The organism is Herbaspirillum sp. CAH-3, from assembly GCF_009668275.1.
Lineage (GTDB): Bacteria > Pseudomonadota > Gammaproteobacteria > Burkholderiales > Burkholderiaceae_D > Herbaspirillum > Herbaspirillum aquaticum.
This window is the reverse complement of record NZ_VSWE01000003.1, coordinates 148,203-173,628: the sequence shown is the minus strand read 5'-3', so window position 1 is coordinate 173,628 and position 25,426 is coordinate 148,203. Positions and strand designations below refer to the sequence as shown.

The 25,426-nt window shown below is 64.6% G+C and carries 22 protein-coding genes; 6 read left to right on the top strand and 16 right to left on the bottom strand.

The genetic code is table 11. The annotated features are described in order from the left end of the window. Positions 1-21: 21 nt before the first annotated feature. From FYB76_RS05195 to FYB76_RS05180, 4 genes are all read right to left on the bottom strand, one after another. On the bottom strand, positions 22-585 hold the full coding sequence (locus FYB76_RS05195; RefSeq protein ID WP_154132898.1) for a SiaB family protein kinase: 564 nt from the start codon (positions 583-585) through the stop codon (positions 22-24). Beyond that, positions 582-1,853: a PP2C family protein-serine/threonine phosphatase gene (locus FYB76_RS05190; RefSeq protein WP_370516302.1), complete on the bottom strand. Its 1,272-nt coding sequence runs from the start codon at positions 1,851-1,853 to the stop codon at positions 582-584. Before FYB76_RS05190 ends, FYB76_RS05195 begins: the two co-directional genes overlap by 4 nt. 115 nt (positions 1,854-1,968) lie before the next feature. Beyond that, the gene (locus FYB76_RS05185; protein WP_154132897.1) at positions 1,969-3,579 is read right to left on the bottom strand and encodes a rhodanese homology domain-containing protein; all 1,611 of its coding nucleotides are present in this window, start codon (positions 3,577-3,579) and stop codon (positions 1,969-1,971) included. Continuing rightward, positions 3,576-4,202 carry a cysteine dioxygenase gene (locus FYB76_RS05180; protein ID WP_154132896.1) on the bottom strand — a complete coding sequence of 209 codons (627 nt, stop codon included), beginning with the start codon at positions 4,200-4,202 and terminating at the stop codon, positions 3,576-3,578. The genes FYB76_RS05185 and FYB76_RS05180 overlap by 4 nt, the downstream gene beginning before the upstream one ends. A gap of 456 nt (positions 4,203-4,658) precedes the next feature. Here FYB76_RS05180 and FYB76_RS05175 point away from each other — a divergent pair, with 456 nt between their 5' ends. The 3 genes from FYB76_RS05175 to FYB76_RS05165 all read left to right on the top strand — a co-directional run bounded on the left by FYB76_RS05175 (position 4,659) and on the right by FYB76_RS05165 (position 6,434). Continuing rightward, positions 4,659-5,519, top strand: coding sequence for an SDR family oxidoreductase (locus tag FYB76_RS05175; RefSeq protein WP_154132895.1), 861 nt, complete (start codon positions 4,659-4,661; stop codon positions 5,517-5,519). 47 nt (positions 5,520-5,566) lie between these two features. Beyond that, positions 5,567-5,986: a four-helix bundle copper-binding protein gene (locus FYB76_RS05170; protein WP_154132894.1), complete on the top strand. Its 420-nt coding sequence runs from the start codon at positions 5,567-5,569 to the stop codon at positions 5,984-5,986. 88 nt (positions 5,987-6,074) lie between these two features. Continuing rightward, entirely contained in the window at positions 6,075-6,434 is a 360-nt protein-coding gene (locus FYB76_RS05165; protein WP_088755626.1) for a PleD family two-component system response regulator, read from the top strand. A 3-nt stretch (positions 6,435-6,437) separates the two neighbouring features. Here the strand turns inward: FYB76_RS05165 and FYB76_RS05160 are convergent, their stop codons facing one another. The 7 genes from FYB76_RS05160 to FYB76_RS05130 all read right to left on the bottom strand — a co-directional run bounded on the left by FYB76_RS05160 (position 6,438) and on the right by FYB76_RS05130 (position 15,529). Then, positions 6,438-8,951 (bottom strand): hypothetical protein, encoded by a 2,514-nt coding sequence (locus FYB76_RS05160; RefSeq protein ID WP_154132999.1) that lies wholly within the window; start codon positions 8,949-8,951, stop codon positions 6,438-6,440. Between the two features lie 8 nt (positions 8,952-8,959). Further along, a complete protein-coding gene (locus FYB76_RS05155; RefSeq protein ID WP_195724572.1) occupies positions 8,960-10,228 on the bottom strand; it encodes a DUF3142 domain-containing protein in 1,269 nt (422 codons plus the stop codon). A gap of 117 nt (positions 10,229-10,345) precedes the next feature. Continuing rightward, positions 10,346-11,665 (bottom strand): MFS transporter, encoded by a 1,320-nt coding sequence (locus tag FYB76_RS05150; protein ID WP_088755627.1) that lies wholly within the window; start codon positions 11,663-11,665, stop codon positions 10,346-10,348. 453 nt (positions 11,666-12,118) lie between these two features. Continuing rightward, positions 12,119-12,829 (bottom strand): response regulator transcription factor, encoded by a 711-nt coding sequence (locus FYB76_RS05145; protein ID WP_088755628.1) that lies wholly within the window; start codon positions 12,827-12,829, stop codon positions 12,119-12,121. Positions 12,830-12,994: 165 nt separating this feature from the next. Beyond that, a complete protein-coding gene (locus FYB76_RS05140) occupies positions 12,995-13,405 on the bottom strand; it encodes a response regulator (protein ID WP_088755629.1) in 411 nt (136 codons plus the stop codon). Between the two features lie 250 nt (positions 13,406-13,655). Next, positions 13,656-14,051 (bottom strand): response regulator, encoded by a 396-nt coding sequence (locus FYB76_RS05135; RefSeq protein WP_154132893.1) that lies wholly within the window; start codon positions 14,049-14,051, stop codon positions 13,656-13,658. Between the two features lie 2 nt (positions 14,052-14,053). After that, the gene (locus tag FYB76_RS05130) at positions 14,054-15,529 is read right to left on the bottom strand and encodes an ATPase domain-containing protein (protein ID WP_154132892.1); all 1,476 of its coding nucleotides are present in this window, start codon (positions 15,527-15,529) and stop codon (positions 14,054-14,056) included. A 468-nt stretch (positions 15,530-15,997) separates the two neighbouring features. On the opposite strand from FYB76_RS05130, the gene FYB76_RS05125 reads away from it, so the two are divergent. From FYB76_RS05125 to FYB76_RS05115, 3 genes are read left to right on the top strand one after another with little or no spacing between them, the layout of a single operon-like run. After that, positions 15,998-16,528 carry a sorbitol dehydrogenase family protein gene (locus FYB76_RS05125; protein ID WP_195724571.1) on the top strand — a complete coding sequence of 177 codons (531 nt, stop codon included), beginning with the start codon at positions 15,998-16,000 and terminating at the stop codon, positions 16,526-16,528. 23 nt (positions 16,529-16,551) lie between these two features. After that, a complete protein-coding gene (locus tag FYB76_RS05120; protein ID WP_154132890.1) occupies positions 16,552-18,183 on the top strand; it encodes a GMC family oxidoreductase in 1,632 nt (543 codons plus the stop codon). Positions 18,184-18,191: 8 nt separating this feature from the next. After that, entirely contained in the window at positions 18,192-19,685 is a 1,494-nt protein-coding gene (locus FYB76_RS05115; RefSeq protein WP_154132889.1) for a cytochrome c, read from the top strand. Positions 19,686-19,765: 80 nt separating this feature from the next. Here the strand turns inward: FYB76_RS05115 and FYB76_RS05110 are convergent, their stop codons facing one another. From FYB76_RS05110 to FYB76_RS05090, 5 genes are all read right to left on the bottom strand, one after another. After that, positions 19,766-21,163, bottom strand: coding sequence for an MFS transporter (locus FYB76_RS05110; protein ID WP_154132888.1), 1,398 nt, complete (start codon positions 21,161-21,163; stop codon positions 19,766-19,768). 87 nt (positions 21,164-21,250) lie between these two features. Beyond that, entirely contained in the window at positions 21,251-22,360 is a 1,110-nt protein-coding gene (locus FYB76_RS05105) for a porin (RefSeq protein WP_195724580.1), read from the bottom strand. A gap of 396 nt (positions 22,361-22,756) precedes the next feature. Next, positions 22,757-23,629, bottom strand: a complete 873-nt coding sequence (locus FYB76_RS05100) for a sugar phosphate isomerase/epimerase (RefSeq protein WP_034330567.1) — start codon at positions 23,627-23,629, stop codon at positions 22,757-22,759. After that, positions 23,626-24,471: a shikimate dehydrogenase gene (locus FYB76_RS05095; protein ID WP_154132885.1), complete on the bottom strand. Its 846-nt coding sequence runs from the start codon at positions 24,469-24,471 to the stop codon at positions 23,626-23,628. The genes FYB76_RS05100 and FYB76_RS05095 overlap by 4 nt, the downstream gene beginning before the upstream one ends. 4 nt (positions 24,472-24,475) lie before the next feature. Then, complete coding sequence (locus FYB76_RS05090; RefSeq protein ID WP_088755638.1) at positions 24,476-25,357, bottom strand: 4-hydroxyphenylpyruvate dioxygenase; 882 nt, start codon at positions 25,355-25,357, stop codon at positions 24,476-24,478. Positions 25,358-25,426: the final 69 nt, after the last annotated feature.

Genomic DNA, 25,426 nt, shown 5'->3' with positions numbered 1-25,426 from the left:
TGTGTCAGAGGCAGCGGGCCCTCAGATGGTGGCCCGGAGATAGAAGGTCTGCGCGCCATCGTCGGCGGGCCGGGAGAATTCGAAGTCCAGCGGCGCACTGGCATCGCGCGCCACCGTCAGGAAACCCAGGCCCGCACCCTTGCTGTCGGCCGGTGTTTCGGCACGCAGCATTTCCTTGTAGGCGGCCTTGATTTCGTCGTTGGTCAGCGAGCGCAGGTGTTCCAGTTTTTCGCGCAGCTTGTCGGCCATCTCGGCGTCGACCGGATTGGCGCAATGCAGGAAGTAGCGGCCATCGGTCTGGGTGATGTAGACCGCACCGTGACGCATCGGCGGCTCTGTGACTTTTCCTTCCTTCTCGTGCAGGTCTGCCGAGTAGTGCACGATGTTCTGCGCCATCTCGATGAAGGAAGAGAACAACTTGCGCCGGGTCTGCGCCAGCGCGCCGGTGTGCTCGGCGCGCAGCTTCACGGCCTCGGCCATGGCGGCGATGATGGTTTGGGAAAAATAGCCGACGTAGTAGAAGACGATATCGCGCCGTGCGACATAGCTGTGGAACTCCGCCCACTCCTGCTGGATGCTGTTCATGCCTGTGTTCCGTGTTGAGAATCTTGATGGGTGGCCTCCAGCTGGACGCCGAAGAAGCAGATGTCGTCACGCCGCCGCTGCGTGCCCTGGTAATGCGCATGGATGTCCATGACCACGCGGCCCAGCTCAGGCATGGCCAGCTTGCCGTGCTCCAGCAGGGTGCGGCGCAGGCGCTGCTTGCCGAAGGCGATGTGCTTGGGGCCGCCGATCTGGTCGATCACGCCATCGGTACAGACGAAGATCATGGCCCCCGGTGCCAGGTGCTGGCTGTGGTTGTCCCACTGCATGTCGTCGGGCGTATCGACGTAGCCCAGGCCGACGCGCTTGCCTTCGATGGTCAGTACCTCGGTGCCATCGGCCACCAGCAGGAACAGCGGCATCTTGGCGCTGCTGCTGGTGAGGGTACGGGTGGCGCGGTCGAACCAGAAGAAGCAGGCATCCATGCCATCGTCCGATTCGGAGGGCTTGCCGGACTGGCCGTGCTGCCCCAGCACGCGCTTCATGCTGCGGTTGACGTCGCGCATGAGGCGCGCCGGATCGTGCGGGCCGTGCAGTTCCAGCGCCTGCTTCAACGCCGAGGAAGCAATCAGGGTCAGGAACGCGCCCGGCACGCCATGGCCGGTGCAGTCTGCAACCGCAGCAAACCAGCCACCGGGATGCGCTTCGAAATGATAGAAGTCGCCGCCGACCACGTCGCGCGGTTCCCAGACCAGGCAGGCATCGTCCAGCGCCTCGGTCATGGCCGCGCGCGAGGCGCTCAACATGGCGCGCTGGATCACGCTGGCGTAGTCGATGCTTTGCATGACCTGGCGGTTCTTCTCTTCCTGCATCGCCACCAGTTCACGCATCAAGGCCAGTCCCGCACCGAGCCCGGCCAGCTGGCCCTGATCGACGATGATGAAACCATCGGCCAGGGTCTTGTCGCCCGAGGCCACGGCCAGCGCACCCAGGGTTTCGATGGGGGTATCGGCTTCGACGATGAGGGGGTCCTTGTCCATGAACGCGATGCAGCTCTTGCGCTCGTAGAGCTCGCGGTGATACGGCTTGGACATCTGGGACATGAAGATATGGCGGCTGATGAGCCCGATGGGCCGCTGCCGCTCCACCACGGGCAGGCTCACCAGCTCCTTGTGCTGGCCGAAGATCTCCAGGACGGTAGCATTGTTCTCATCGAACTGGACCACCGGCACCTGGACCGCCAGCGCTCCCGCTGTCGGTTGGAACAACTTGCTCCCTGTCGCCGGAGTCAGACTGAAATGACTTTCCACCGTGCTCGCCCGCGTCGTGATTTTTGGATAGACCGCGGATCATATTTCATTCCTGTGACAGCAATGTGACGCTGTTAAGCGACAGTCAACCAATTGCACGACACGGGTCGTCTTGTCAAATCACGAAGAACCCATGCGTCCCATCCCGCCCCAGCTGTTCCACCAATCCGAATTCCCAATCGAGATAAGCCTGCATCGCGCTGGCCGGATTGTCGGTACCTTCATAGGGACGGCGATAACGGTCGATACGCGGCGAGAGCAGATGGGCCTCGCCTTTCTCCAGCGGCAGGCCGGCCTGTGACCAGGCTGCGTTGCCGCCTTCGAGCAAGAACACCGGCTGGCTCACCAGCGCCTGCAAATCCGGCACGGCGAACTGCGCCAGCAAGGCGCTGCCGCAAGTGATCACGAAGCGCGTGGCCGAGGGGAAGCGGCGCGCTGCCGCCGCAATCTCCGAGCGCAGCACGAACCAGGCCCCCGGAACATGTCCGGCCACATAACGCGCGCTCAGGGCCACATCCAGCACCACCGTACCGTCATCGGCCTCCAGCCAGCGCTGCAGCTGCTGCGCGCTGATGCGCTGTTCAGGCCTCAGTGCCACCTCCGGCAAGTCGCGCGGGGCGTCGCCGCTGACCGTGAAATCGGCCGCCGTCACGCCATCGACCACATGGACTTCCCACGCCATCTGCGCCAGCCATGAGGCCGTCATGTCAGCGCGCACGCCATCGTCATCGACCAGCACGATGCGCGCACCGCGCACGGGGGCATTCATCTCGGTTTCCTGCACCAGCTGCCCGCCGGGCGCGGACAGGAAATCCGGCAGATGTCCGGATCGGTATTGCTCGGGCGTCCGTACATCGAAGCGATAGACGGTGCGGTCCGGTTGCGCCAGGTCGCCCAAGCGTGCCAGCGCAATGCGCTTGACGCCCGCCCGGTCAGCGACGCTGCGCGCCTGCCGACGCGCCTGTTCGCGCTGGCTGGCCTCGACCGTTTCCGGGAAGCGGCGCGCCTGTCCGTGTTCCAGCGCCTGCCCTGCCAGGGTCCAGCCGATGGTGCCATTGCGCAATGCATGGACCGGATTGGGCAGCCCTGCATTGACCAGCGACTGCGTACCGATGATGCTGCGCGTGCGGCCTGCACAGTTCACGATGACGCGCGTTTTCGGATCGGGGGCGATGGCAGGCAGGCGCAGCACCAGTTCCGCGCCGGGCACGCTGATGGAACCGGGAATGTTCATGTTCTGGTATTCGTCGAAGCGGCGTGCATCGACCACCACCACATCCTCGCCGCTGTCGAGCAGGGCCTGGACCTCTTCGGCCGCCAGCGAGGGGGTATGCCGCTTCGATTCGACCAGTTCGCCAAAGGCCTTGCTGGGTACGTTCACATCCTGGAACAGTTCGCCTCCTGCTTCCCGCCAGCCCCGCACGCCGCCGGGCAGCACGCCGACACGGCTATAACCGAGCGCACGCAGGCGCAGCGCCGCGCGCACGGCCAGGCCTTCGCCGTCGTCGAGCGTGACGATGCGCACATCGCGGCGCGGCAGGCGTGCAAAGGCATTCAACTCCAGATGCGAGAACGGAAAATTGGCTGCGAACAGCGGATGGGATTGCGCATGCGGCGCTTCCTCGCGCACGTCGAGCAGGGCGATTTCCTCGCGCGCCAGCAAGGCGGCGCGCACTTCGGCATAACTCACGACGGGCAGGACGGCAGTAGCGTGTTCTTGACTCATGGGGTGGCAGTTTCGATGGACAGGTCCCAGATGTTGGGCAAGGTGGAATTGGAATATCCCGAGATGAACGGCACCCGCCGACCATCGGGATGGTAGACCGAACGCCGCACCGCGCCGATGTTGGCGCCATAGACGTGGATGCTGATGGACACCTGGTCGGCATGCGCATTGCTGACCTGGTGCACATCGTGCAGGGAGGGCAGGTCCGGCGACACCGCCTCCACCTGCCCCGCCTGCAGGAGCGTGCGTTCGCCTGCGGGCTGCAGTTGCTGGTGTTCCCAGGCAAAGGATTGCGCATGCTCGGCACCGTGCAGCACGCCGATCAAGCCCCAGACCGTGTGGTCATGTATGGGTGTGCGCTGTCCAGGTCCCCATACAAAGCTCACCACCGAGAAGCGCTGCGCCGAATCGGCATGCAGCAGGAATTGCTGGTAACGCTCGGGATGCGGCTGGGCATAGGCATCAGGCAGCCAGTCATCATGGGCGACCAGTTGGCGCAGCAAGGCGGCGCCGCCGTGCAGGATCGCAGCCTGGTCGGCACGCGCATCGAGCAGGCCGGCAAACCCGGTCACGAATTCGCGCAAGCGCCAGAGCTGCTTGCCAGCTGGATGGGGTGTGGACATGTCTTCCTTTCTCTAGGGCCTGTTCACATTAAATCTGCGAGTGCGAGAGGCCGCCAAGCGTTGGCTGCCTAGGCGCAGCGACGCGCCGTGGTGATGCCACGGCAAGGAGCTGCAACAACGGCAGGCGACGCTTGCCAGCCCGCCTTCTGGGGGCAACGCATCTCGCAGATTTAATGTGAACAGGCCCTAAAACGGATGTTGCGGCCTGCCGCGACCGGTCTGCGCCGGTTCAAAGCACGACTATAAATCATTTGCAGCGCTTTCCATGGGCCTGACAGTGTGTGTGCGCACAGCACTGCCGTCAACGAACCGCTGTGCATAACAATATGCGATGACCTCATCTTCAGCCTCTCCGTCATCACCGTCAGTGCGCGACCGCACCCAACTCACGGTGCGGGACTACAGACCGGTTCGTATGGACTTTTTACTATAAGTAATCCATACAAGGAGGACAGCATGAGCGAAACCAGACCCGAAGGCCTTCCGGCCCAGCACCAAACCCATCAACCGGGCAGCGAACAGGAGATGCAGCCGCGCCCGCACAGCGCACCGGCAGGCCAACCCGGACGGCGGCTCGCGGGCAAGGTCGCGCTCATCACGGGTGGCGACAGCGGTATCGGGCGCGCCGTGGCGCTGGCCTACGCGCGCGAAGGGGCAAGACTGGCCATCGTCTATCTCGATGAGGAAGAGGATGCGCGGCAGACACAGAAGGACATCCAGGCCATGGATGCCCCCTGCCTGCTGATCCCCGGCGACGTCGGTTCGCCCGATTTCTGCCGCAGCGCCGTGCGCGCCGTAATGGATGCCTACGGCCGCCTGGACGTGCTGGTCAACAATGCGGCCCAGCAGTACCCGGCACAGAGCATCGAACAGATCTCGGCCGAGCAGCTGGAGCACACCTTCCGCACCAACATCTTCTCGATGTTCTACCTGGTCAAGGAAGCCATGCCCTTCCTCACGCGGGGCGCGCGCATCATCAACACCACCTCGGTGACCGCTTATCGCGGCAGCAAGCACCTGGTGGACTATGCGGCCACCAAGGGGGCCATCGTGGCCTTCACGCGCTCACTGTCGCAGCAGCTGGCCCCGGCCGGCATCCACGTCAATGCGGTGGCACCGGGGCCGATCTGGACACCCCTGATTCCCGCCAGTTTCAGTGAGGAAGAAGTCGCCAGCTTCGGCAAGAACGTGCCGCTGGGGCGGCCGGGACAGCCCGATGAAGTGGCGCCGGCCTATGTCTTTCTGGCCACCGAAGGGGCCTCCTACATGACCGGGCAGGTGCTGCATCCCAATGGCGGGGAGATCGTCAATACCTGAGCATGTGTGCAGACATCACCAGGCTCAACCCATACAAGGAAAGCATCATGACCACCACACAGGACACCCGCACCGTCTTCGATACCGGCAATGTCGGGCAATCCAGCCAATCCCAAGCCGGACAGAGCCAGCAGATGGGCTCCGCATCCTCTTCCATGCTGACCTGCATGCAAGCTTGCCAGCAATGCCATGAAGCCTGTCGCAAGGCGGCCTTCGGCCTCAGCCCGGCGGCCGCCCAGGACCTGGCAGCGGACGATGTGCGCTTGTTGATGGAATGTGCCGAACTGTGCCAGCTCTCGGCGAACTGGCAATTGGCGGGCTCGCAATATTGCCGGCAGATCTGCACTGTCTGCGCCGAAGTCTGCCGCCAGTGCCAGGACCGCTGCAACGACAATGAGGGCATGCAGGAATGCGCGGCGGCCTGCCAGCGTTGCGCCGAGAGCTGCGCAGCCATGAGCAGCATGTAAGGTCGCCGGGCTCAGGAAAACCCCGATGGCGGCCATGTTGCCGCCAGCGCATGATGAGCTTGCCCCATGACTTCGCGCGAGCCCAATCATGCACAAGACCGCCCTGATCGCCACCACCCAGCCGGAAGTCAGCCGTGCGCTGACGGAATGGCTGGCCATCAACGACATCGACATCCAGATCGCCAGCAGCGGCAACGACGCCATCGAGCACATTGCCCTGGACCGCCCTGACGTGGTGCTGGCGCAACTGGCCATGGAAGGCATGAGCGGCCTGCGCCTGGCGCATTACCTCAAGGCGCAGGCGCAACTGGCCGACGTGCCGGTGATCCTGCTGTGCCGCGACGAGCGCGAGATGGATCTGGTCAAGGGGCAGTGGCCGGCCTTCCTGTGTGCAGGCTCGCTGCACCCCGCCCTCATCTCCGAATTGAAGCGCGAGCTGGTCAACTGAAGATCAAGCGACTGTCTTGGGCGCACGTCGGCGGCGCCACTGCGCTACGCCGAATCCTGTGCCCGCCACCGCCGCCAGCAACAGCGCTGCACTGAGGGCGCGATGCTGCGCCACCCAGCGACGGGTGGTGCGCCATGCCTGTAAGTACGGGAAGCGGGCCGCTGCGGCAAAATCCGGCTCCACACAATTCTGGCCGAAGTCGGCCGAGAACGGCACGGCCGCCCCTTCCTTCACGTAGCGCAGGTAGAGCTGTTCTGCGCGCGGCTGATCGTAATACACGAAATTCACCCCCTGGCACAGCACCGCCGCGAAGGCTTGTGAGCGCGCGGGCAAGGCATCGGCGGACTTCATGACGTAGTCCGCCGCGATATCCCGGTAATGGAAACGCTTGTAGGGCTTGGCTTCCGTGGCGGCATAGCGCTGGCGCTCGCCGTCGGTCACCAGCGGACCCGGGAGATCGGCCTTGGCCCTGGCTTGCGGGTTGTCCGGCAAGGGCTTGTCTTCGTTGCCATACATACCCATGCCGCGTCCGGCACCGCCCGGATAGCTGCCGCCGTAGACGGCATAGTCCGGTCCCTGTTCATAGCCCATGATCTCCATGCCCTGGCGCCGTGCAATCACGGCGGCCTCATACCAGCCTTGGGCGCGGCTGCTGGCGCGCCAGGCGTGCTTTCCACGGTCGAGCGCCTGGCCGTACTCGCGCGCCTTGGCGCGCATGCGCCAGCCGGCCGGGACTTCGCGACCCTCTGCATCGTAGGTACTCTGGATGAAGCGCTCATCGCGGTCATCCGGGAAGTAGGCCAGCGCGTCTTCCACACGCCCGTCGCGTACCAGGCGCCGCGCCAGCAGCTGGCGCAGGTTGTCTTCCACGGTGATGGGCGACAGGCCCACGGCCACCCAGCGCACCGACTGCGGCCCCCCGCCCTGCTTCTGCACCGCCTTGGCCACGGCTTCCGGTGCCGGCATGGGCGAGGCCGGGGCATGGGCATCGACGTAGGTTTTCAGTTCATCGGTGGTGAGCACGCGCTCGGCCACATAGGCCATGTCATTGGCGTAGGCATAGTCGCCGTAGTAGCCGCCGTGCGACTGTCGCGCACTTTCACTGGCGGCCTGGTGGAACTGCGCCAGGGCTTCCACGTACTGCCCTCGCGAGAGCGTCAGCACGCCCTGTTCGCCCATGAGCAAGCTGGCATTCGCCGGGTCCAGGCTGGCATCGTTGCGCGGGAAGGCTTGCGCAGCGCGCGCGTAGGCTTGCACGGCGGCGGCGGTGTCGCCACGACGCAGCGCCAGCTTGGCGCGCACCCACCAGGACAAGGCAGTCTCCTGCCGGTTCGCCAGCGTGGCAGCGAGGTCGTAGCGGCCGGTGCGATAGGCCAGCGCGGCCACGCGGTCGGCCCCTTCGATCTTTTCCAGGCCGCGCCGCTTGAGGGCATCGACCAGCGTCACCAGCACGCTGTTGGGCTTGACCTTGTGGCTGCGCGCCGCATCGGGATAGCCGGACGAACCGGAGTTGGGCGCGGACGGATCGTAGTAACTGTCGCCGTTGCCGCTGCCTTCGGCCAGGTCGCCCACGCGCGCCAGCGCATAGGCCACCAGCAGCCGCTGTGCGACCGGATCATCGATGAGCGCGGCGCTGGTGTCGGCGTGGCCCAGGCTCCATGCGGCCAGCGCCGTCAGGGAATCCCGGGCGCTGCTTGAGCCGCGTGCGGCCTGCTCTGCATACAAGCGAATGGCCTCTTTGAAATCGACCGGCGCGATGGTCTCGCCGCAATCGCGCCCTTCATTGAAATCGGACCAGTTGCAGGGACCGTTCTGCCCCACCAGCATCAGCCGCGCCTGCTCGCCGTAACTGGCCACGGCCAGCCCCAGCGGATCGGGCGCACCGCCCACGGCCAGCGCACGCGCCTTGGTGAAACTGGCGATGGCCTCGGCGCGGCGGCCCTCGATGGCGTGCAGGCGGCCCAGCATGAAGGCCGCCCACACCGCGCGTTCGCTGGCCTGTTGCGGCGGCAGCGCCAGCACCGCTTCAAAACGCTGGCGTGCCGCTGCCAGGGCGCTGGCGCGGAAGTCCTGGGCGCCGGCCGTGTAGAGACGAATGGCCGGTGGCAAGGCAGCACCGGCCGCATAGGCGGACTGGCCATCGGGCGCGGCGCGCATGGCCTGCAAAGCCGCCCACTGTGCGCCCTCCAGCTGCCCCTTCTCGATCATGCGCAGCGAGTGCGGATCGTCAGGCCGGCCCGCGGCCTGCTCGTAGCCGCTGCCTTCATCGGCTTGCAGCTTGTCGGCCGGGGTCACCAGATGGGCGGCTTCCCAGGCGAAGGAGTTGGCGGGCGTATTGCTGAGGGTACCGGCGCGGTCATCCAGCAACTGCAGCGGGAAATCCGGCCCGCAGGCCACCACCGTGGCCGCGCCCAACACCAGCAGGCTGCTGGCGGCGCAGGCGATTTTGGTCATGCGGCCCAGGCGGGGCAGGCTGCGCTGGCCCGTGGCGCGGGGGGCAGCGGCAGAAAACTTCATGTTGGTCATCAGGATCCCATTTCCAGTGTGAGTTCGGGGGCCGGCGTGCCGTCGGCACAGCGCAGCCATCCGATGGTGCGGCTGCTGCCGGCGCGCAGCAGGCCGGCTTGGCCCAGGCGCAGGTAGCGTCCCCGGGCATCGCTTTCGAGCGTGTAGCCATTGATGCCGTCACCGCTGCAGACGTTCCCTGAAGAGGCGGCGTCACGTGGCGCAAGGTTTACGCGCAATGGCAAGGGCAGGTCGACATTGCCGGCATTGTCGATACGGATATCGGCGGGAGCATTGCTCCCCTGCCCGGCGACCAGCTGCACGGCCAGGCCGCCCTTGAGCGGCTTGCGTTCCAGCACCGCCAGCCAGGTCGACAGACTCCAGGCGCGCCGATCATCCCCGGTCGGCAGGCGGAACCAGACCAGGCCGGCCAGTCCCGGCGGCGGCGCCGCTTCCACCTCGGCCACGAAGCGCGCCATCACCTGCGGTTCGGCCATCAGTTCGCGCCCCAGGCCACCGGCCAGGAGCGGACGTTCGCTTTCCACTGCGGCGACACGGCCCTGGGCATCCCAGCTCACGCGCGAGCCGTAGGCCGGCAGCGCCACGTGCCAGGGGCGGCGCGTCTGCGCGGCGTACTGGCGCATCCAGTCCCGGGCGCGCTCGCCATCGAAGAGACCCAGGCGCGGATCGAGCACGGCGTGTACCTGCAGCGTGGAGGCATCGGCCACCGCCAGCAGCGATGCCAGCTGCGGGCTGGCCAGCCAGGTCGGCAAGGCGGTCACGGTCAGGTCGGTCGGCGCAATGCGGGCCTTGAGGCTGCGCAGGAAGGCGGTGTATTCGGGCAGGCGCGCCGTGGCGCAGTCGTAGTCGATCTCCAGCGCAGCCGGTTGCAGGCCGCGCTGGCGCCAGGCGGCCAGCAGTGCGAGCAGATGGTCCTGGATCGCGGCGGCATCGAAGCGCGCCAGCTGGCCGTTGATGCGCACCGTCATGATCAACGGGCGACCGGTATTGGCCAGCGCCTCGGCATCCGGTGCGATATCGATCCAGCGGCCGGAGGCCCCCAGTTCGGCGGCCAGCACGTGCCAGCGCGCCACCTGGGCATTGGAGGCAGAGAGCGCCGTGCGCAGGGCCGGGGTCCACTGGCGCTGCCAGATGTAGACATCCTGGGAAAGCTTTTCGGCAGGCAGGGGATGGCGGGAACACGCCGCCAGCAGCAAGGCCAGCAGCATCCAGGTCAGGCACAGGCAACTGCGCCTGGCAAAGCGCGCGGGCAGGAAGACGAGGGGCATGGTCGACGCTGAGGGGAGTTCCGGTTGGCCGGCATTGTACGCGAGGCGAGGCACAAAAAAACCAGGCCCGGTACCTTGCGGTTACCGGGCCTGGTCAGCCTTGCTTTACGGGAGCGGTCAGGCCTTGTAGCCCTTGCTGCTCATCGGCACGAAGGCCAGCAGCACGCCCAGGATGGACAAGCCGATCACATACAGCGCCGGCCCCTGCGGATCGGCCTTGATCCACAGCGAGATCAGCACCGGCGTGAGGCCGCCGAAGACGGCATAGGCCATGTTGTAGGCGAAGGACAGGCCGGTAAAGCGCACCGGCGGCGGGAAAGCGCGGGTGGAGACGATGGGAGTGAGCGAGATGCTGCCCACGAACAGGCCCACCAGCGCATAGCCCCAGATCAGCGACTCGGGCGAACCCGGCAGCTGGCCGTAGAACCACCAGGTCGACAGGCCCAGGCCACCCCAGCCGATGATCATGCTGGCGCGGGTGCCGATGCGGTCGCACAGCCAGCCGATGGCCAGGCAGCCGATGGTCAGCATCAGGGTGCCGGCGCAGTTGGCCTGCATCACCAGCTTGGCCGGCAGGTGGTGCACGGTCTGCAGGTAGGACGGCGTCATCAGGATCACCACCACCACCGCGCCCGACAGGCACCAGGTCATGCCGGCGGTCAGGACGCTGGCGGCGCGGTGTTCGCGCAGCACGGTCTTGAGCGGCAGTTCATTGGACTCCTTGCGGCGCGCCGCCAGCTCGCGAAACACCGGGGTCTCTTCCAGGTAGCGGCGCAGGTACACCGACACCAGTCCGAACACGCCACCCAGGATGAAGGGAATGCGCCAGGCGTAGCCCGCCACTTCCTCCGGCGCGTAGACGCTGTTGATGAAAATGCCCATGAGCGAACCCAGCAGGATGCCGCCGGTGATGCCGGCGGTCAGCGAACCGACGCCGAAACTGTAGCGGTTGGCCGGTACGTGCTCGGCCACGAAGACCCAGGCGCCCGGCATTTCACCGCCGATGGCAGCGCCCTGCAGGGTGCGCATCAACAGCAGCAGGATGGGTGCGGCCACGCCGATGCTGGCATAGGTCGGCAAGAGGCCGATGACCAGGGTCGGCACCGCCATCAGGAAGATGGAGAGCGTGAACATGCGCTTGCGGCCGATCACGTCGCCGTAGTGGGCGATGATGATGCCGCCCACCGGACGCGCCAGGTAACCGGCGGCGAAGATGCCGAAGGTCTGCAGCATGCGCAGCCATTCCGGCATGTCGGCGGGGAAGAACAGCTTGCCGACCACCGCCGCGAAGAACACGTAGATGACGAAGTCGTAGAACTCCAGCGTGCCGCCCAGGGCGGACAGGCCCAGCGTGCGATAGTCGGAGGAAGTGAGCGGGCGGTGCTGGGACTCGTTCAGAGCCCCGGTAAATTCAGCAGATCGGGCGGAAGTGGTCATGATGGTTCACTAACGGCAAAGCGGGTCGACAGTCCGCCGCCAGCATCACCGGGACCAGGAGGTCCATGGCAATGCCGCAGCGGGCCGGGTGGCCTGCTTCAACTTGTTCGGTCGGGTGGCCGCAGAGGGCATGCCAGGAAACCACGGGGCATGTCTGCGAAGGACAGATTCAGCGGAAAACGTAAAGCGAAGAAATACGATTTAGCGTCGAAACTTGCTTAATGATACCCGAAAAGCGGCGAAGCTTCCGCAACGCAGCATTTCTTGCTGCCTTCATGCAGGGTGGCAGCATCCATGCTGGTTCGGAATGATATGAAGTTTCCTGACCTGGAAAAGCAAAGAAGCCCGCCCGGCAGCCACTGCTGCAAAGCGAGCTTCAAGGGAAGGTGAAGCAAAAGCGGGATTGCACCAGCGCCCTGCCCGCCCATGCGAGCCCGGGGCAGCGGCGCGGGTTCAGGATTCGAGCACGATATCGACCGCCGAGGAGCGGCGCAGCATCAGGAAACCTTCGCCGTAAATGTTGCGGATTTGCATGGGCGCTTCCTCCAGCGAGCGCAATTTCTGTCGCACGCGGTAGATCAGGGCATCGATGCGATGCGCATCGTATTCCTCCCCGCCCGAACGCAGCAGGTCGAACAGTTGCGTGTGCGAGACCGGATAGTTGGGGCTTTGCAGCAGCGCGGCCAGGGCGATGCTTTCCTTGTCGGTGAATTGCAGCGCCACCGAGCCATTGCTGGACAGGCGCCCCGAGCGGCGGTTGAAGGCCCACTTCTCCGACTGCGGCGAACTCTGGTGCGGCGCGGTCTTCATGCGGCGCGCCAGGGCGGTCAGCGTGGCCGAGACTTCTTCCAGCTTGACCGGTTTGACCAGGTAGTAATCGGCGCCGTCGCTCATGCAGCGCACCCGCTCCTCGCTGCGCGTAGCTGCCGTGAGGATGATGATGCCCATGGACGGGAAATTCTGCCGCAACGATGCCAGCTCGGGCAGCAGGCTGCCGTCTGGCAAGCCGATGTCGGATAACAGGATGTCGGGCTGACGACTCTTGAGGATATCCTTGGCCTGGCCCAGTGCCGAGCAGACCGAGATTTCGTAACCCAATTCCCCCACATGTGCGCTCAACGTATTACGCCAGTCGAGATCGCTTTCTACGATAAGTACTTTCATCACTCTTATGTTCCGGACGAAACCTGTTTTTATGACTGCCGGAGCATCCCCGCTCCCCGCCGGGAGGTGACCCCGGAACCATCTGCAGGCGCGGAAATGCTTTCCATAATCACAACGTTATACAGAAAATATCTGCGCATAAAATCATAAAAACTCGCAGATGCCTTACACCTGAAAACTCCACTGGGCGTGGCTTTGCGCGTGTTGGCGCAAGAGCCCCGTGACCGTTCCGAGGAGGTGGTCGACCGAACAGGGTTTGAGCAGGAAAGCGGCAATCGTTGGAATGCGCGCGCTGGCTGCCGGGAGGTGGGCGCTGATCAGCACCACCGGGATCTGGGAAAAACGTTCATGCGACTTGATGTAGCGCGCCAGCTCCATGCCGTCCATGCGCGGCATGCGCAGGTCGGTCAGCACCAGGCTGGGGGCCTGCTCCTGCATGAGCGCAATGGCATCCACACCATCGGCCGCCCCCTTGGCCTGCAGTCCGCCCTGCTGCAATATCCCGCACAGCATCTCGCGCGACTCGGCATGATCTTCCACGACCAGGACGGTCGGTGCCTTGCTGCTAGTTCCCATCACTTCTCCTCCTGCCCTCTATCCCGTACCTGATGTCACGGTGACTTGTCGTGATTGATGGTGATGGTTGGCGACAAAATGCGATATCAGGAAATTCCTGAAAGTTGGACAACATTGCGCTGGCGCAAGGCTGGTGCGCCCTGCACGCAACACAGGGGGCAGCCGGGCAAAAGCGAAGGGGGCGGCAGCACAAGTCCGCGCCCGGCCAAGGCTGAGCTTGGCCGGGCGCAATGTCAGGAAGAGGGAGGAATCAGGAACGCGGCGGCAGCAGGCGCGCAATCTCGGCCAGCAATTGCTCGAAGAAAACCGGCTTGCGCAGGAACAGGTTGTGACTGGATTGCGACAGATCGTGGCGCTCCGGGGCGCCGCTGCAGAGAATGATGGGCAGCGTGGCGCCGCCGGGCAGCGCGCGCAGGGCCGCACACAGCTCCAGCCCGTTCATCACCGGCATCATGCAGTCCGAGATGACCAGGTCGGGCCATTGCTGCTGCGCCTTGGCCAGCGCATCGGCGCCGTGCGCAGCCGTGACCACCCGATAGCCATGCAGCTCCAGCAGCATGGCATAGGTGTCGATGATATCAATCTCATCGTCGACGATCAGGAGCAGGGGCAGTGCCGCCTGCTGTGGGGGTGACACACCAGACATGGTCAACGTCCATCCGCAACCGGCGCGGCATGTGGGGTTACCAGCCCATCGATCTCGATGCCGGCATCCGAAATGTTCATCAGGCGGCTGGCGCCGTCGTAGCCGTTTTCCCGCAGCTTCATCACCGAGATCTGGCGGCGGTTGACGTTGTCCTGCACCACGTATTCCAGCAGCATCATGTTTTCGTACAGTTGCGAGGAATTGGGGTCGACCTGCGGCTGCGATTCGCGGAAATACGGCAGTTGTTCGGTGATGAAGGTGGTCACGCCGCGCGCGCGCAATTCATTGGTCAGCGCCACCAGGAAAGGCCGCATGCGCTGCTGCTGCACCACGATGCTGCGCAGGCCGTCCACGCCATCGATCAACAGACGGGTCACGCCGCGCCGCGTGATGTTGTCCAGCATGCGCTTGGCCAGGTCGTCGCACAGCATTTCCAGCGGCAGCTGCCACATCATCTGCAATGCGCCGCTGTCGATATGTTCGTCGAGCTGCATGCCGGCCTTGCGGGCCTTGGCCAGCAGGCGCTCGGGCGATTCGTAGAAGCCCAGGATCAGGCATTGCTGGCCGTCCTTCAAACCCTGTTCGATGAAGTGCAGCCCCATGAGGGTCTTGCCCACGCCGGGACTGCCCAGCAGACAGGTCAGCGAACCGCTGACTACGCCCCCGCCGATGCACTTGTCCCACGACGCAATGCCCACGCTGACATAGCGATCCGAGGTCCCCGGCACCTTGCCGGCGCGGGTGGCGGTGGCTTCGAAGCGGGGGAAGATTTCGACCCCGCTCTGGTTGATCTCGAAGACGTGCTTGCCCAGCAGGTGGTTGGCCCCGCGCAGCTTGAAGACCTTGATCTCGCGCACCAGCTGCATGCCGGACTCGAGCTGGCTCAGTTCGATGACGCCGTCGACCAGGGTGTTCTCGGACTCGGGCATGTTGCCTTCCACCGGCGAGAGCAGCAAGGTGGTGCAATTCATGGTGAACACCAGTGCATTCAGGGAATGCATGAACTCCGACAGGTTCAGGTCCGACGGCCCGGAATCGCGCACTGAACGGAAACCGTCGATGATCAGCATGGCCGGGCGATGGCGATTCAGTTCGGCGCTGATCAGGCGCAGCAGGCCGCGCAGTCCTTCGCTGGCCAGCGCGCCATAGCCGCTTAACAGCTGCATCTGGTCGCCGACCAGGTTTTCATCGAAGAAGTCAAAATTGCTCACATGATTGAGCATCTTGGCATGCGATTCGGCGATCAGCGTCAGGAGCATCACCTTGTTGCCGCTGCGCGCCTGCGCAAACCCGACCTGCGAAGCCAGCGTGGTCTTGCCGCTGCCCGCCAGCCCCTGGATCAGGTAGAGGCTGCCGGCCGGCAGGCCACCGCCCAGGATCTCATCGAAACCGGCGATACCGGTGCTGATCAACGAAATGCGACTGGGCCGCAGCGTCGACGGGGCGGCAGGTGGATGGGACGGCAGGTGATCGCTCATGTGGATGAAGGCCAGGTGTTTTTATTGTGCAAAGGTTTAGTGATTTTTCGACATTATACGATTGCCCACGGTATGACTAAGGTTGTCATACAGCGTAAAAGTTGCACCCTGGGGAGGTAAATACCGGCGCCGCGCGCAGCCTTGCAAGGCGGCACACCGCTGCACCAGCGAGCGCACTTCGGAATGATGGGGCAGATGCCTTGCTGCAACACCCTTCCTGCACCTCAAGGCAAACCCTGTTAACATGCGCACCGTTCATGCTGCAGCATCACGTCAGCGAACGGTCAGCAAACAGTGAGCAATACAGTCGCAACGAAGCACCAATACAGTACCGATACAGAAGCAATACCACCAGCAATACAGCTTAAAGACAGCTGCACGCATTCTCCACCACAATACGCATCGTCTTGGCCATCGAGGCCGCGGTCTTCGGCCCCTCCTCGCACCAGGCACATGCCAACGACGCCAATGAACCGATTTCCCCGCCAAGTCACCATGTCCCGGCGCAGCCTGCTGCTGACCGGGGTGAGCCTCTTGGGCAGCTACGTCGCCTTGTCCAGCCTGCCCTCCTGGGCCATCCCGCAAGCTGACAGCCCGCAACTGGCGCCCTTCATGCGCCTGTCCGCGCTGCTGGTCAACCACCGCCTGAATCCCGCCGTGGGTGCGCGCATGCTCGAAGTGGCCGCGCGCGAACATGCCGACCTGGACACCCTGATGCGCCAGCTGCTGGCCATCGCCGAACAGAAGCAGGCCCGCCGTGTGGAAGACTTCTTCGCCGACATCCCCGCCGGCGCGCAGCAGACGCTGGCCTACTGGATCATCTTCGCCTGGTATACCGGCTGCTCCTCACCCAAGCGCAATGCCACCGTCTTCACCTATGAAGAGGCGCTGACCTACCAGACCACGCTGGACGTGGTCGCCATTCCCTCCTACGGCATCAGCGGCCCCAACCGCTGGCGCCAGGCCACCGTGCCGCTGGCCGACATGCCGCGCTTCTGATCAACCTGGGACAATTTCATCGTATGAACAGCAACGACAAAGCCGACGTCGTCATCGTCGGCACCGGCGTGGTGGGCGTCCTGATCGCCGAACAACTGCTGGATGCAGGCATCCCCGTGCTCATGCTGGAGGCCGGCCCGCGCGTGGCACGTGCCGAGGTGGTGGAGAACTTCCGCAACCTGCCGCTGGCGCTCAAGGGCGATCCTTCCTCCTGCTATCCGCCGCGTCCGTGGGCACCGCATCCCATGCCCTCCAGCGAGAATCCGGACGACCACTACCTGGAACTCTCCGGTCCCGACAAATACGCCCAGACCTTCATCCGCTACGCCGGCGGCTCCACCTGGCACTGGGCCGGCACCTGCTGGCGCCTCACGCCGGAAGACATGCAGCTGCACACGCTCTACGGCGTGGGCCGCGACTGGGCCTTCGGCTACGACGTGCTGGAACCGTATTACACCCGCGTCGAACACAAGCTGGGCATCTGCGGCCCCTCCGACCCGGCCCTGCAATGGCCGCCGCAACGCTCGGCGCCCTACCCCATGCCGGCCCTGCCCTTCAGCCCGGGCGAGCAGCGCTTCACCGACGTGGTCAGGGAACTGGGTTACCACAACATCCCCACGGCCCAGGCGCGCAACAGCGGCATGCCCTACGATGAGCGCCCGGCCTGCTGCGCCAACAACAACTGCGTTCCGGTCTGTCCGGTCGGTGCCAAGTACGATGCCGCCACTGCGCTGGCGCGCCTCGAATCCAAGGGCGCGACCATCCTCACCGATGCCGTGGTGTACCGGGTCGAGACCGATGAGGCCAACCGCGTGAACGCGGTCAGCTATTTCGATGCCAACAAGGTCAGCCATCGCGTCACCGGCAAGATCTTCGTGCTGGCCTGCAACGGTATCGAAACCCCCAAGCTGCTGCTGATGTCGGCCAACAGCCGCAATCCGCACGGGCTGGCCAACAGCTCCGACCAGGTCGGCCGCAACATGATGGACCATCCGCAACTGACCATGACGCTCACGCTGTCCGAACCCTACTGGTCCGGTGTCGGCCCGGTGGTCAACAGCGGCATCATGGAAACCTCGCAGGGCAGCTTCCGTTCGGAACACGCGGGCGCCTACTTCCGCTACAACAATTTCGCGCGCAATCGTTTCGTCACGTTCGCCGCCTTGAAGAAGGGACTGGTCGGCCAGGCGCTGGACGAAGAAATCCGCCGCATGACCGCCTGCACCGCCGACGTCGTGCTGGCCCATGAAGTGCTGCCCGATCCGGAAAATCGGCTCACGCTGTCGGCCAAGAAGGACTGGCTGGGCCTGCCCCGTCCATCCATTCATTACGACGTGGGCGACTACACGCGCAAGTCGGCCGAGCAGTATTCGCTGCCGATCGGCCGCAAGATCGCGGCAGCGATGGGGGCGACCGACATCAAGGTCAGCCCCGCTTTTGCGCAGAGCAAGCACATCATGGGCGGCACCATCATGGGCATGGATGCGGCCAATTCGGTGGTCGATCCCGACTGCCGCGCGCACGATCACGACAACCTGTTCCTGCCCGGCGGCGGGGCCATGCCCAGCACCGCCTGCGGCAACAGCACCCTGAGCATGGCGGCACTGGGCCTGAAGGCGGCTGATGCCATCGTGCGCCAACTGCAGAAAGCCTGAGGACGAGCATGCGACCATTGAACCTCCTCGTCCTCGCCGCTGCCCTGCTGGCCACGTCTGCAATGGCGCAGACACCCGAGCCGGCGAGCGCGCCACCTGATGTACCCGCCGCAGCACAGGCCCCGACCGTCTCGCCCGAAGCGGCACTGATCGAGCGCGGCCGCTACCTGGCGGTGGCCTCCGACTGCATCGCCTGCCACACCGCGCCGCGCGGCAAACCCATGGCCGGTGGCCTGGCCATCGCCTCGCCGGTCGGTGAGATCATCGCCACCAACATCACGCCCTCCAAGTCGCACGGCATCGGCAACTACAGCGAAGCGCAATTCGCCGCCGCCCTGCGGCGCGGCGTGCGCGCCGATGGCGCCAACCTGTATCCGGCCATGCCGTACACGGCGTATGCCGCATTGAGCGATACGGACGTGCATGCGCTGTATGCGTATTTCATGAAGGGCGTGGCACCGGTCGATACCCCGACGCGCGAGACCTCCCTGCCCTTCCCGATGAATATCCGGGCGTCGATGAAAGTGTGGAATGCGCTGTTCCTGAAGGAACAGCCGCTGGCCCCGGCCCCGCAGCGTTCTGCGCAATGGCTGCGCGGACGCTACCTGGCCGAAGGCCCGGCGCATTGCAGCAGCTGCCATACACCACGCGGCTTCCTGATGCAGGAGAAAACCAATCTCGCGCTCTCCGGTGCCCAGGTCGGTCCCTGGTATGCGCCCAACATCACGCCGCATCCCACGGCCGGCATCGGCACCTGGAGCCAGGATGAGCTGGTCGCCTATCTCAAGAGCGGACGCGTGGAAGGCCGCGCCCAGGCCGCCGGCAGCATGGCCGAGGCGATCACGCACAGCTTCTCCAAGCTGACCGATGAAGACCTGCGCGCCATCGCCGTCTATGTCAAGGAGACCCCGGCCATCGGTCCGGAGTCCTCGGCACCGCCCACGTTGGGCACCCGCTTCGAACAAGGTAAGGCCGGCAACGCGCTGGCGCAGTTCCGTGGCCGCACGCTGGCCGCCGACAGTCCCGAGGAGATCCGCGGTGCGCGCCTGTTCTCGGCCAGCTGCGCTTCCTGCCACGGCTACAACGGACAAGGTACGCGCGATGGCTACTATCCTTCGCTGTTCCACAACTCGGCCACGGCGGGCGTGAATGCCAACAACCTGATCGCCACCATCCTCTATGGTGTGGAGCGCGAGACCGAAGACGGTGGCCATGTCTTCATGCCACCCTTCGGCGACCAGCCCAATGCGCTCAACAAACTCTCCAACGAGGATGTGGCAGCGCTGTCGAATTATCTGCTGAAGTATTACGGCAACCCCGACCTCAAGGTAAAACCCGAGGACGTGGCCGTGATCCGCCAGGGCGGCCCGCGTTCGCCGCTGCTGCTGGTGGCGCGCATCGGCATGGGCGTGGGCGCGGTGGTGGTGGTATTGCTTCTGTTGCTGGGCACACTGATGCTGTTGCGACGCAAGCGCATCGACCCCGAGCACGACTGGAAATAATTTACCTGCAATACAAAAAAGCGCTGTTCCCCTCACAAGGAACAGCGCTTTTTTTACTTCTTTTCTACAGCCAGACCGGATCAGGACTTGGCGTAACGCCCTTCCAGATCAGCCTGCGCACGCAGACGCTCATACTCGTTGAGCGGCATCGGCTGGGCATCACGCTCGCCCAGCTTTTCCAGCGGAATGCGATAGGTCTCGCGGGCGGACAGCGCTGCCAGTGCCGACACGATGGTGATGCCGAAGGCGATGCCGCCCACGGTCAGCCAGATGTTGCTGGAGCCCGGAGGTGCCACGGCGGTAAACAGGGCCGGCAGCATCGCCGTGATGGCCGTGCCCACGTTCTGCGCAATGGCCATGGCCGAGACGCGCGAACGGGCCGGGAACAGTTCCGGATAGAAGCTGGGGAAGACCGCGTTGTAGCCCTGGTAGACCACGCCCCACATCAGGATCGACATCACGAAGGCAAGCTGCACGTTGCGGATGCTGATCGCATACAGGTAGGCGAAGGCGAACAGGCCCGCCAGCAAGGAACCCACGATGATGGGCGGACGGCGGCCAATGCGGTCCGACAGCTTGCCCACATAGGGAATGACCAGCACTGCCACGATATTGCCCACCACCGGGATCCACAGGTAGACGTCCTTGGCGAAGCCGATGCCATAGGCCGGCTGCACCGCATAGGCTGCGCCGAAGATGGTGGCCACCACCGGGATCACGTTCATGAGCGCCATGCAGACCACGCGCAGCATGTTGGGCGAACTGTCGCGGAAGGCTTCCACCACCGGCGAGCGGCGCTTGAGTTCATTCTTGTCGGTGGCCTTGAACAGCGGCGTCTCATCCACGGTGCGGCGAATGATCCAGCCGGCGATGATGACCAGGAAGCTCAGCAGGAAGGGAATGCGCCAGCCCCACACATTGAACTGCTCGGTCGGCATGTAGTGCGCAAGCGGCAGGAACACCGCGGCCGCCAGGATCTGCCCGGCCTGCACCCCTTGCAGGGTGAAGCTGGAATAGTAGCCGCGCCGTCCGAAGGGAGAGTGCTCCAGGATCATGGAACTGGCCCCGGAGATTTCACCGGCCACGGCAAAGCCCTGGGCCAGGCGCATGATGACCAGCAGTGCAGGTGCCCAGAGGCCGACCTGATCGTAGGTTGGCAACAGCCCGACCCCGATGGTGGAAAAGCCCATCAGGAACATGCACCACAGCAGCACCTTCTTGCGGCCGTGGGTGTCGCCCAGGTGGCCCAGCACGAAGGCGCCGATGGGGCGCGCCACATAGCCCACCCCATAGGTGGCCAGTGAGGCGATGATGGCGGTGGTCGGATCGCCTTTGGGGAAGAACAGCTGCGGGAAGATCAGCGAAGCGGCCGTGGCATAGATGAAGAAGTCATAGTATTCGAGCGCCGAGCCGATCCAGCCGCTGGCGGCGGCCTTCTTGCTCTGCTGCGAGTGATCGCTGGAATGAGAGGATTGCATGGTGTCTCCGTGGTGTTGCCGGGCGGGCCGTCATGCTGATGCGATGACGGCCCGCCGAAATTAAGAAATGGCTGGCTCGGGGCGAACTCAGAAGCGATGCAGGATGCCCATCTGCAGCCCGATCAGGCTCTTGCCATTGACGTCGGCCCCGGCGAGGTTGCTGCCGGGTCCGGCCGAACCGCTGAAGCGCCAGCCGGCATTGGCCTGGTTCTTCATGTAGTTGGCGAATCCATAGAGCGTGGTCCGCTTGGAGAGGTCGTAGTAGGCGCCCACGTTGCCGCCCTGTGCACCACCGTCCTTGTGGGAGGTGTCGACCATCACGCCATACAGCGCGCCGATGCGCAGCTGCGGGGTCAGGCGATAGTCCGCCGAGACCTGGTAGACGTTGTAGAAGCGCTGGATATTCGCATCGTTACCGGCGAAGAAATTGTTGGGATTGCTGACATTGTTGAGGATGGTCGCGGCATTGTTGCCATTGGCGTTGGCGGTGGTGTTGTTGCTCCGTACGTAGGCCAGGTAGATCTTGCCCGGGCCGTAGTCGTAGTCGGCATACACGTTATGGTATTGCACCGTATTGCTGTAGAGGCCGCCGGCATTGGGTTTTGCCACCAGGCCGGCATAGCCTGCGCGATACGGGCCGTTAGTGTAATCCAGACCGAACTGATAGACACCACGGCGGCCCAGTCCCTCGCCTGCGGTCTCCGGCATGGCGTAGTGGATATCGAACTGGAAACCGGCCCAGCGCGGCGACTTCCACGACAGGTCATTGTCGAAACGCGACGGTACGCCGAAGGTATTGATGATGGAGCCGTAGGTGGTGCGCTCGGTGTAGTCGATGGCGCCGCCGATGAAGAAGGGCACGCTGTTCTGGCGGCCCACGCGGAATTCACCTGCGGCCGGGGTCTTGATGCCGACCCAGGACTGGCGGTCGAACAGGCGCGTGCTGTCGGCCAGGCCGCCGGTGTCGCCGGCAAATCCGTTTTCCAGCGTGAATGTGGCCGCATAGCCGCCGCCCAGATCCTCATAGCCTTTGAGGCCGATACGGCTGCGCAGGATGGCGCCATCATTGAGCGCCCACAGGCTCTTGCCGCTGCTGCTGTGCATGTAGCCCAGGTACTGGTCGACGGTGCCATACAGGGTGACGTTGCTGCTGCTCTGCGCCAGGGCCGTGGTGGAGGCGGCCAGCAGCAGGCCCATGGCGACGGGCGTGCGCAGTGCGCTCGATGGGCGGGTGGATCGTGTTGTCATGTCTCGGATCTCTGTTGTGGTTGTGATGTTGTCGGTATTGGAGCGACTCCCGTTACACGCAATGCGTCCCCTGCCGGCGCGATGCGGCATGTTCGGATCGGGAGGAAAACGTGGGCCCGCTGCTCCCCTGCGTGTTCAGGGATGGGGCGGACGGATCAGGATGAAGGGCGCTGCGGTGTCATGGGGTCTCCTCTGTTGTCGTCATGCGCTCCGCGCCCTGAAGGGGCGGCGACGCATCGTCAAACCCGCTCGCTATGGTTTTGTTGTGGCGAGCTGTTGGTGCTGCTGATTGCCAATTGCTGATTTTCAGATTGTTGACTGCAGGTTAAAGGTCGCGCTGCGCGTTCACGCGGCCACCGCTTCGCGCACCCGCAGGCCGCGCCGCAGCACCTGGTCGGTGACCCACTTGGCCGAACGGCGCGCACGCTCGGCCACCACGGCCGGCGACATCTGCAGGTAATCATCGTTGAACACTTCAAAGCTGTAGTCGCCGCGATAGCCGCCGCGATGCAGGCGCCGCACCATGTCGGAGAGCTCCAGCGAATGCTCGCCCTCGCCCGGGAAAACCCGCAGATGGCGCGCCGTCTCCAGCCGTTCTTCGGGCGTGCGGATCTCGCGCCACATGAAATCCGACAACTGGACCATCACGATGCGACGGCCGGGAATGGCATCCAGGTCTTCCAGCGCGCCGCGATTGGCGAGGATGTGGAAGGAATCGATGACCACGCCCAGGTTGGCGTGATCGGCCATCTCCACCACTTCCCAGGCCTGCATGTATTGGTTGATGTGACGTCCCCAGGACAAGGCCTCGAAGCCCACGCGGATGCCCAGCGGCACCGCCAGGTTGGCCAGCTTGGCGAGGTCGCGCGCGATGTGGCGCGTATCGCCGCTGGCATGCTGCGAGGTCGAGGAGCACACCATCAGCAGCGGTGCGCCGACCGCCTTGCAGATCTGCAGCAGGTTGCGGGCCACGTCCACCTTGTAGTCGTGCAGGCTGCCCTGCAGGCCTTCGTAGTCGCGCATGACCTGGATGCCGGTCACGCGCACGCCGCTCTCGCGCACCAGCTTCACGGCCGCCTCCAGCCCGCCGGGATAGCCCACCAGGTCCTTGGACCACAGCATGAGCTGCGAGAAACCGGCCGCCTTGGAAGCAGCCAGCTTGGATTCCAGCCCACCCGGCAGGGTGATGGTATCCATGCCGAAATTGTCGAGGTTCACAATGCCCCCAGTGTACGGAAGTCGTCCGCGGCCACGCCGGGCCAGCCGAACAGCTCAAGATACAGCGGCGCCTGCTCGATCAGCATTTCTTTGCCCTTCTGGATGCGGCAGCCCTTGGCCTGTGCCTGTACCAGCAGCTGGCTCATCTCGATCTTCATGCCGCAGTCGGCGACGATGGCCTGCGCACTCACCCCCTCCAGCGCGAAGGGCATCGGATCACCCACGTGCATGCCCAGCGGCGTGCAGTTCACCAGCAGGTCGACGCCGCTCGCATCGGGCTGGGCAAAGCGCACGCGGGTCGCCGGATAGGCGGCTTCCACGCGCGCCAGCAAGGCTTCGGCGCCGGCACGATTGGTATCGAACACGCTGATCTCGGCCACGCCCTGCGCCGCCAGCGAGGCGACGATGGCGCAGCCCACGCCCCCCGTGCCGACCACCAGGGCGCGCGTCTTGTTCCACACCAGCGGACGGTCGGCGGCGGTGCGCGCCAGCGCGCGGATGAAACCTTCGCCGTCGATCAGGTCGCCCCAGATGACACCCTCGGCATCGCGGTAGACCGCATTGCAGGCGCCGGCCACGCGGGCGCGCAGGGTGGCTTGTTCGACTGCATCGAGCGTCATGGGCTTGTGCGGGATGGAGACGAAGATGCCGCCGACGTTCTCGGTCTTCATGAACATGCGCACGGCCTCGCAATAGCGCTCCGGTTCGATCTTGAACGGGATGACCCGCGCATCCAGGTCGTGGCGCTTGAAGTAGGCATTGAAGAGCGTCGGTGCCTTCACCTGTTCCACCGGCCAGCCGATGACGGGGAAGATGCGGGTAGTGCCTGTGATTTCCTTCATGGTCTCAGTTCTTGTCTTTCTGGCTGCGCACCAGTTCGAAACTGACGCCGCCCTTGTAAAGCTGGGTGAGCGCACCGCGCTCGCTGATCTGGGTAGGCGCGCGGTCGACGAAGATCACGCCGCGCTCCTGCAATTGCCGCACCGCCTGCAGCACGTCGGGCGTGCCCAGGCCGAGACGCAGCCACTCTTCTTCCCACTGGATGTCTTCGGTGCCTTCGGGCGGTTCCACCAACTGGATGTAGAACTGGCGGCAAGGGCTGGCCAGCAGGTTGCCCTTGGGCAGGATGCCGAAGAACTGCCCCTCGGGCAGCACCGAAAATCCCATCAATGAAGAATAGAAGTCGATCCATTCACGCGTGCGCTCCGGTCCCACGGCCTGCACCAGGCCGAAGAAATGCATGCCCGACAACGCCGTGGTCTTGCGCCGCTCCTGGCTGGAGGGCTTGAAGTCGACGTCGTAGATGGAGAAGTCGCGATAGCGGTCGACGAAGTAGATGATGGAGTCGCCGCAGCCATGCACGCCCGGGATGTTCAGTTCCATGGCCCCGGCGCGGGTGGGGATGGGCCAGGCCCCCAGTTCGGTGACGCGGCGATAGGCCTCGTTTGCATCACGCACGCGCAGCGCGATGGCGCTCAGGTTGGTGGCCTGCACCTCATGGTCGAAGCCGGACCAGGCCGACACGTCGGCGTTGACGATCACGTTCATCTCGCCCTGGGTGTAGAGCACCACTTCGCGCGAGCGATGGCGGCCGACCTGTTCGAAGCCCATGCGCTCCAGCACCGCACCCAGCGCCAAAGGCTCGGTGGTGGCGTATTCGATGAACTCGATGCCGTCGATGCCCAGCGGATTGGTGGGGACAGGATTGTTTTCTATGGTGTTCATCATGATCCCGATGATTTGTCTCGGAGCCGAGTATAGCCAAGCCCACCCCCTGCAAAAAGGTCGATATGAAGC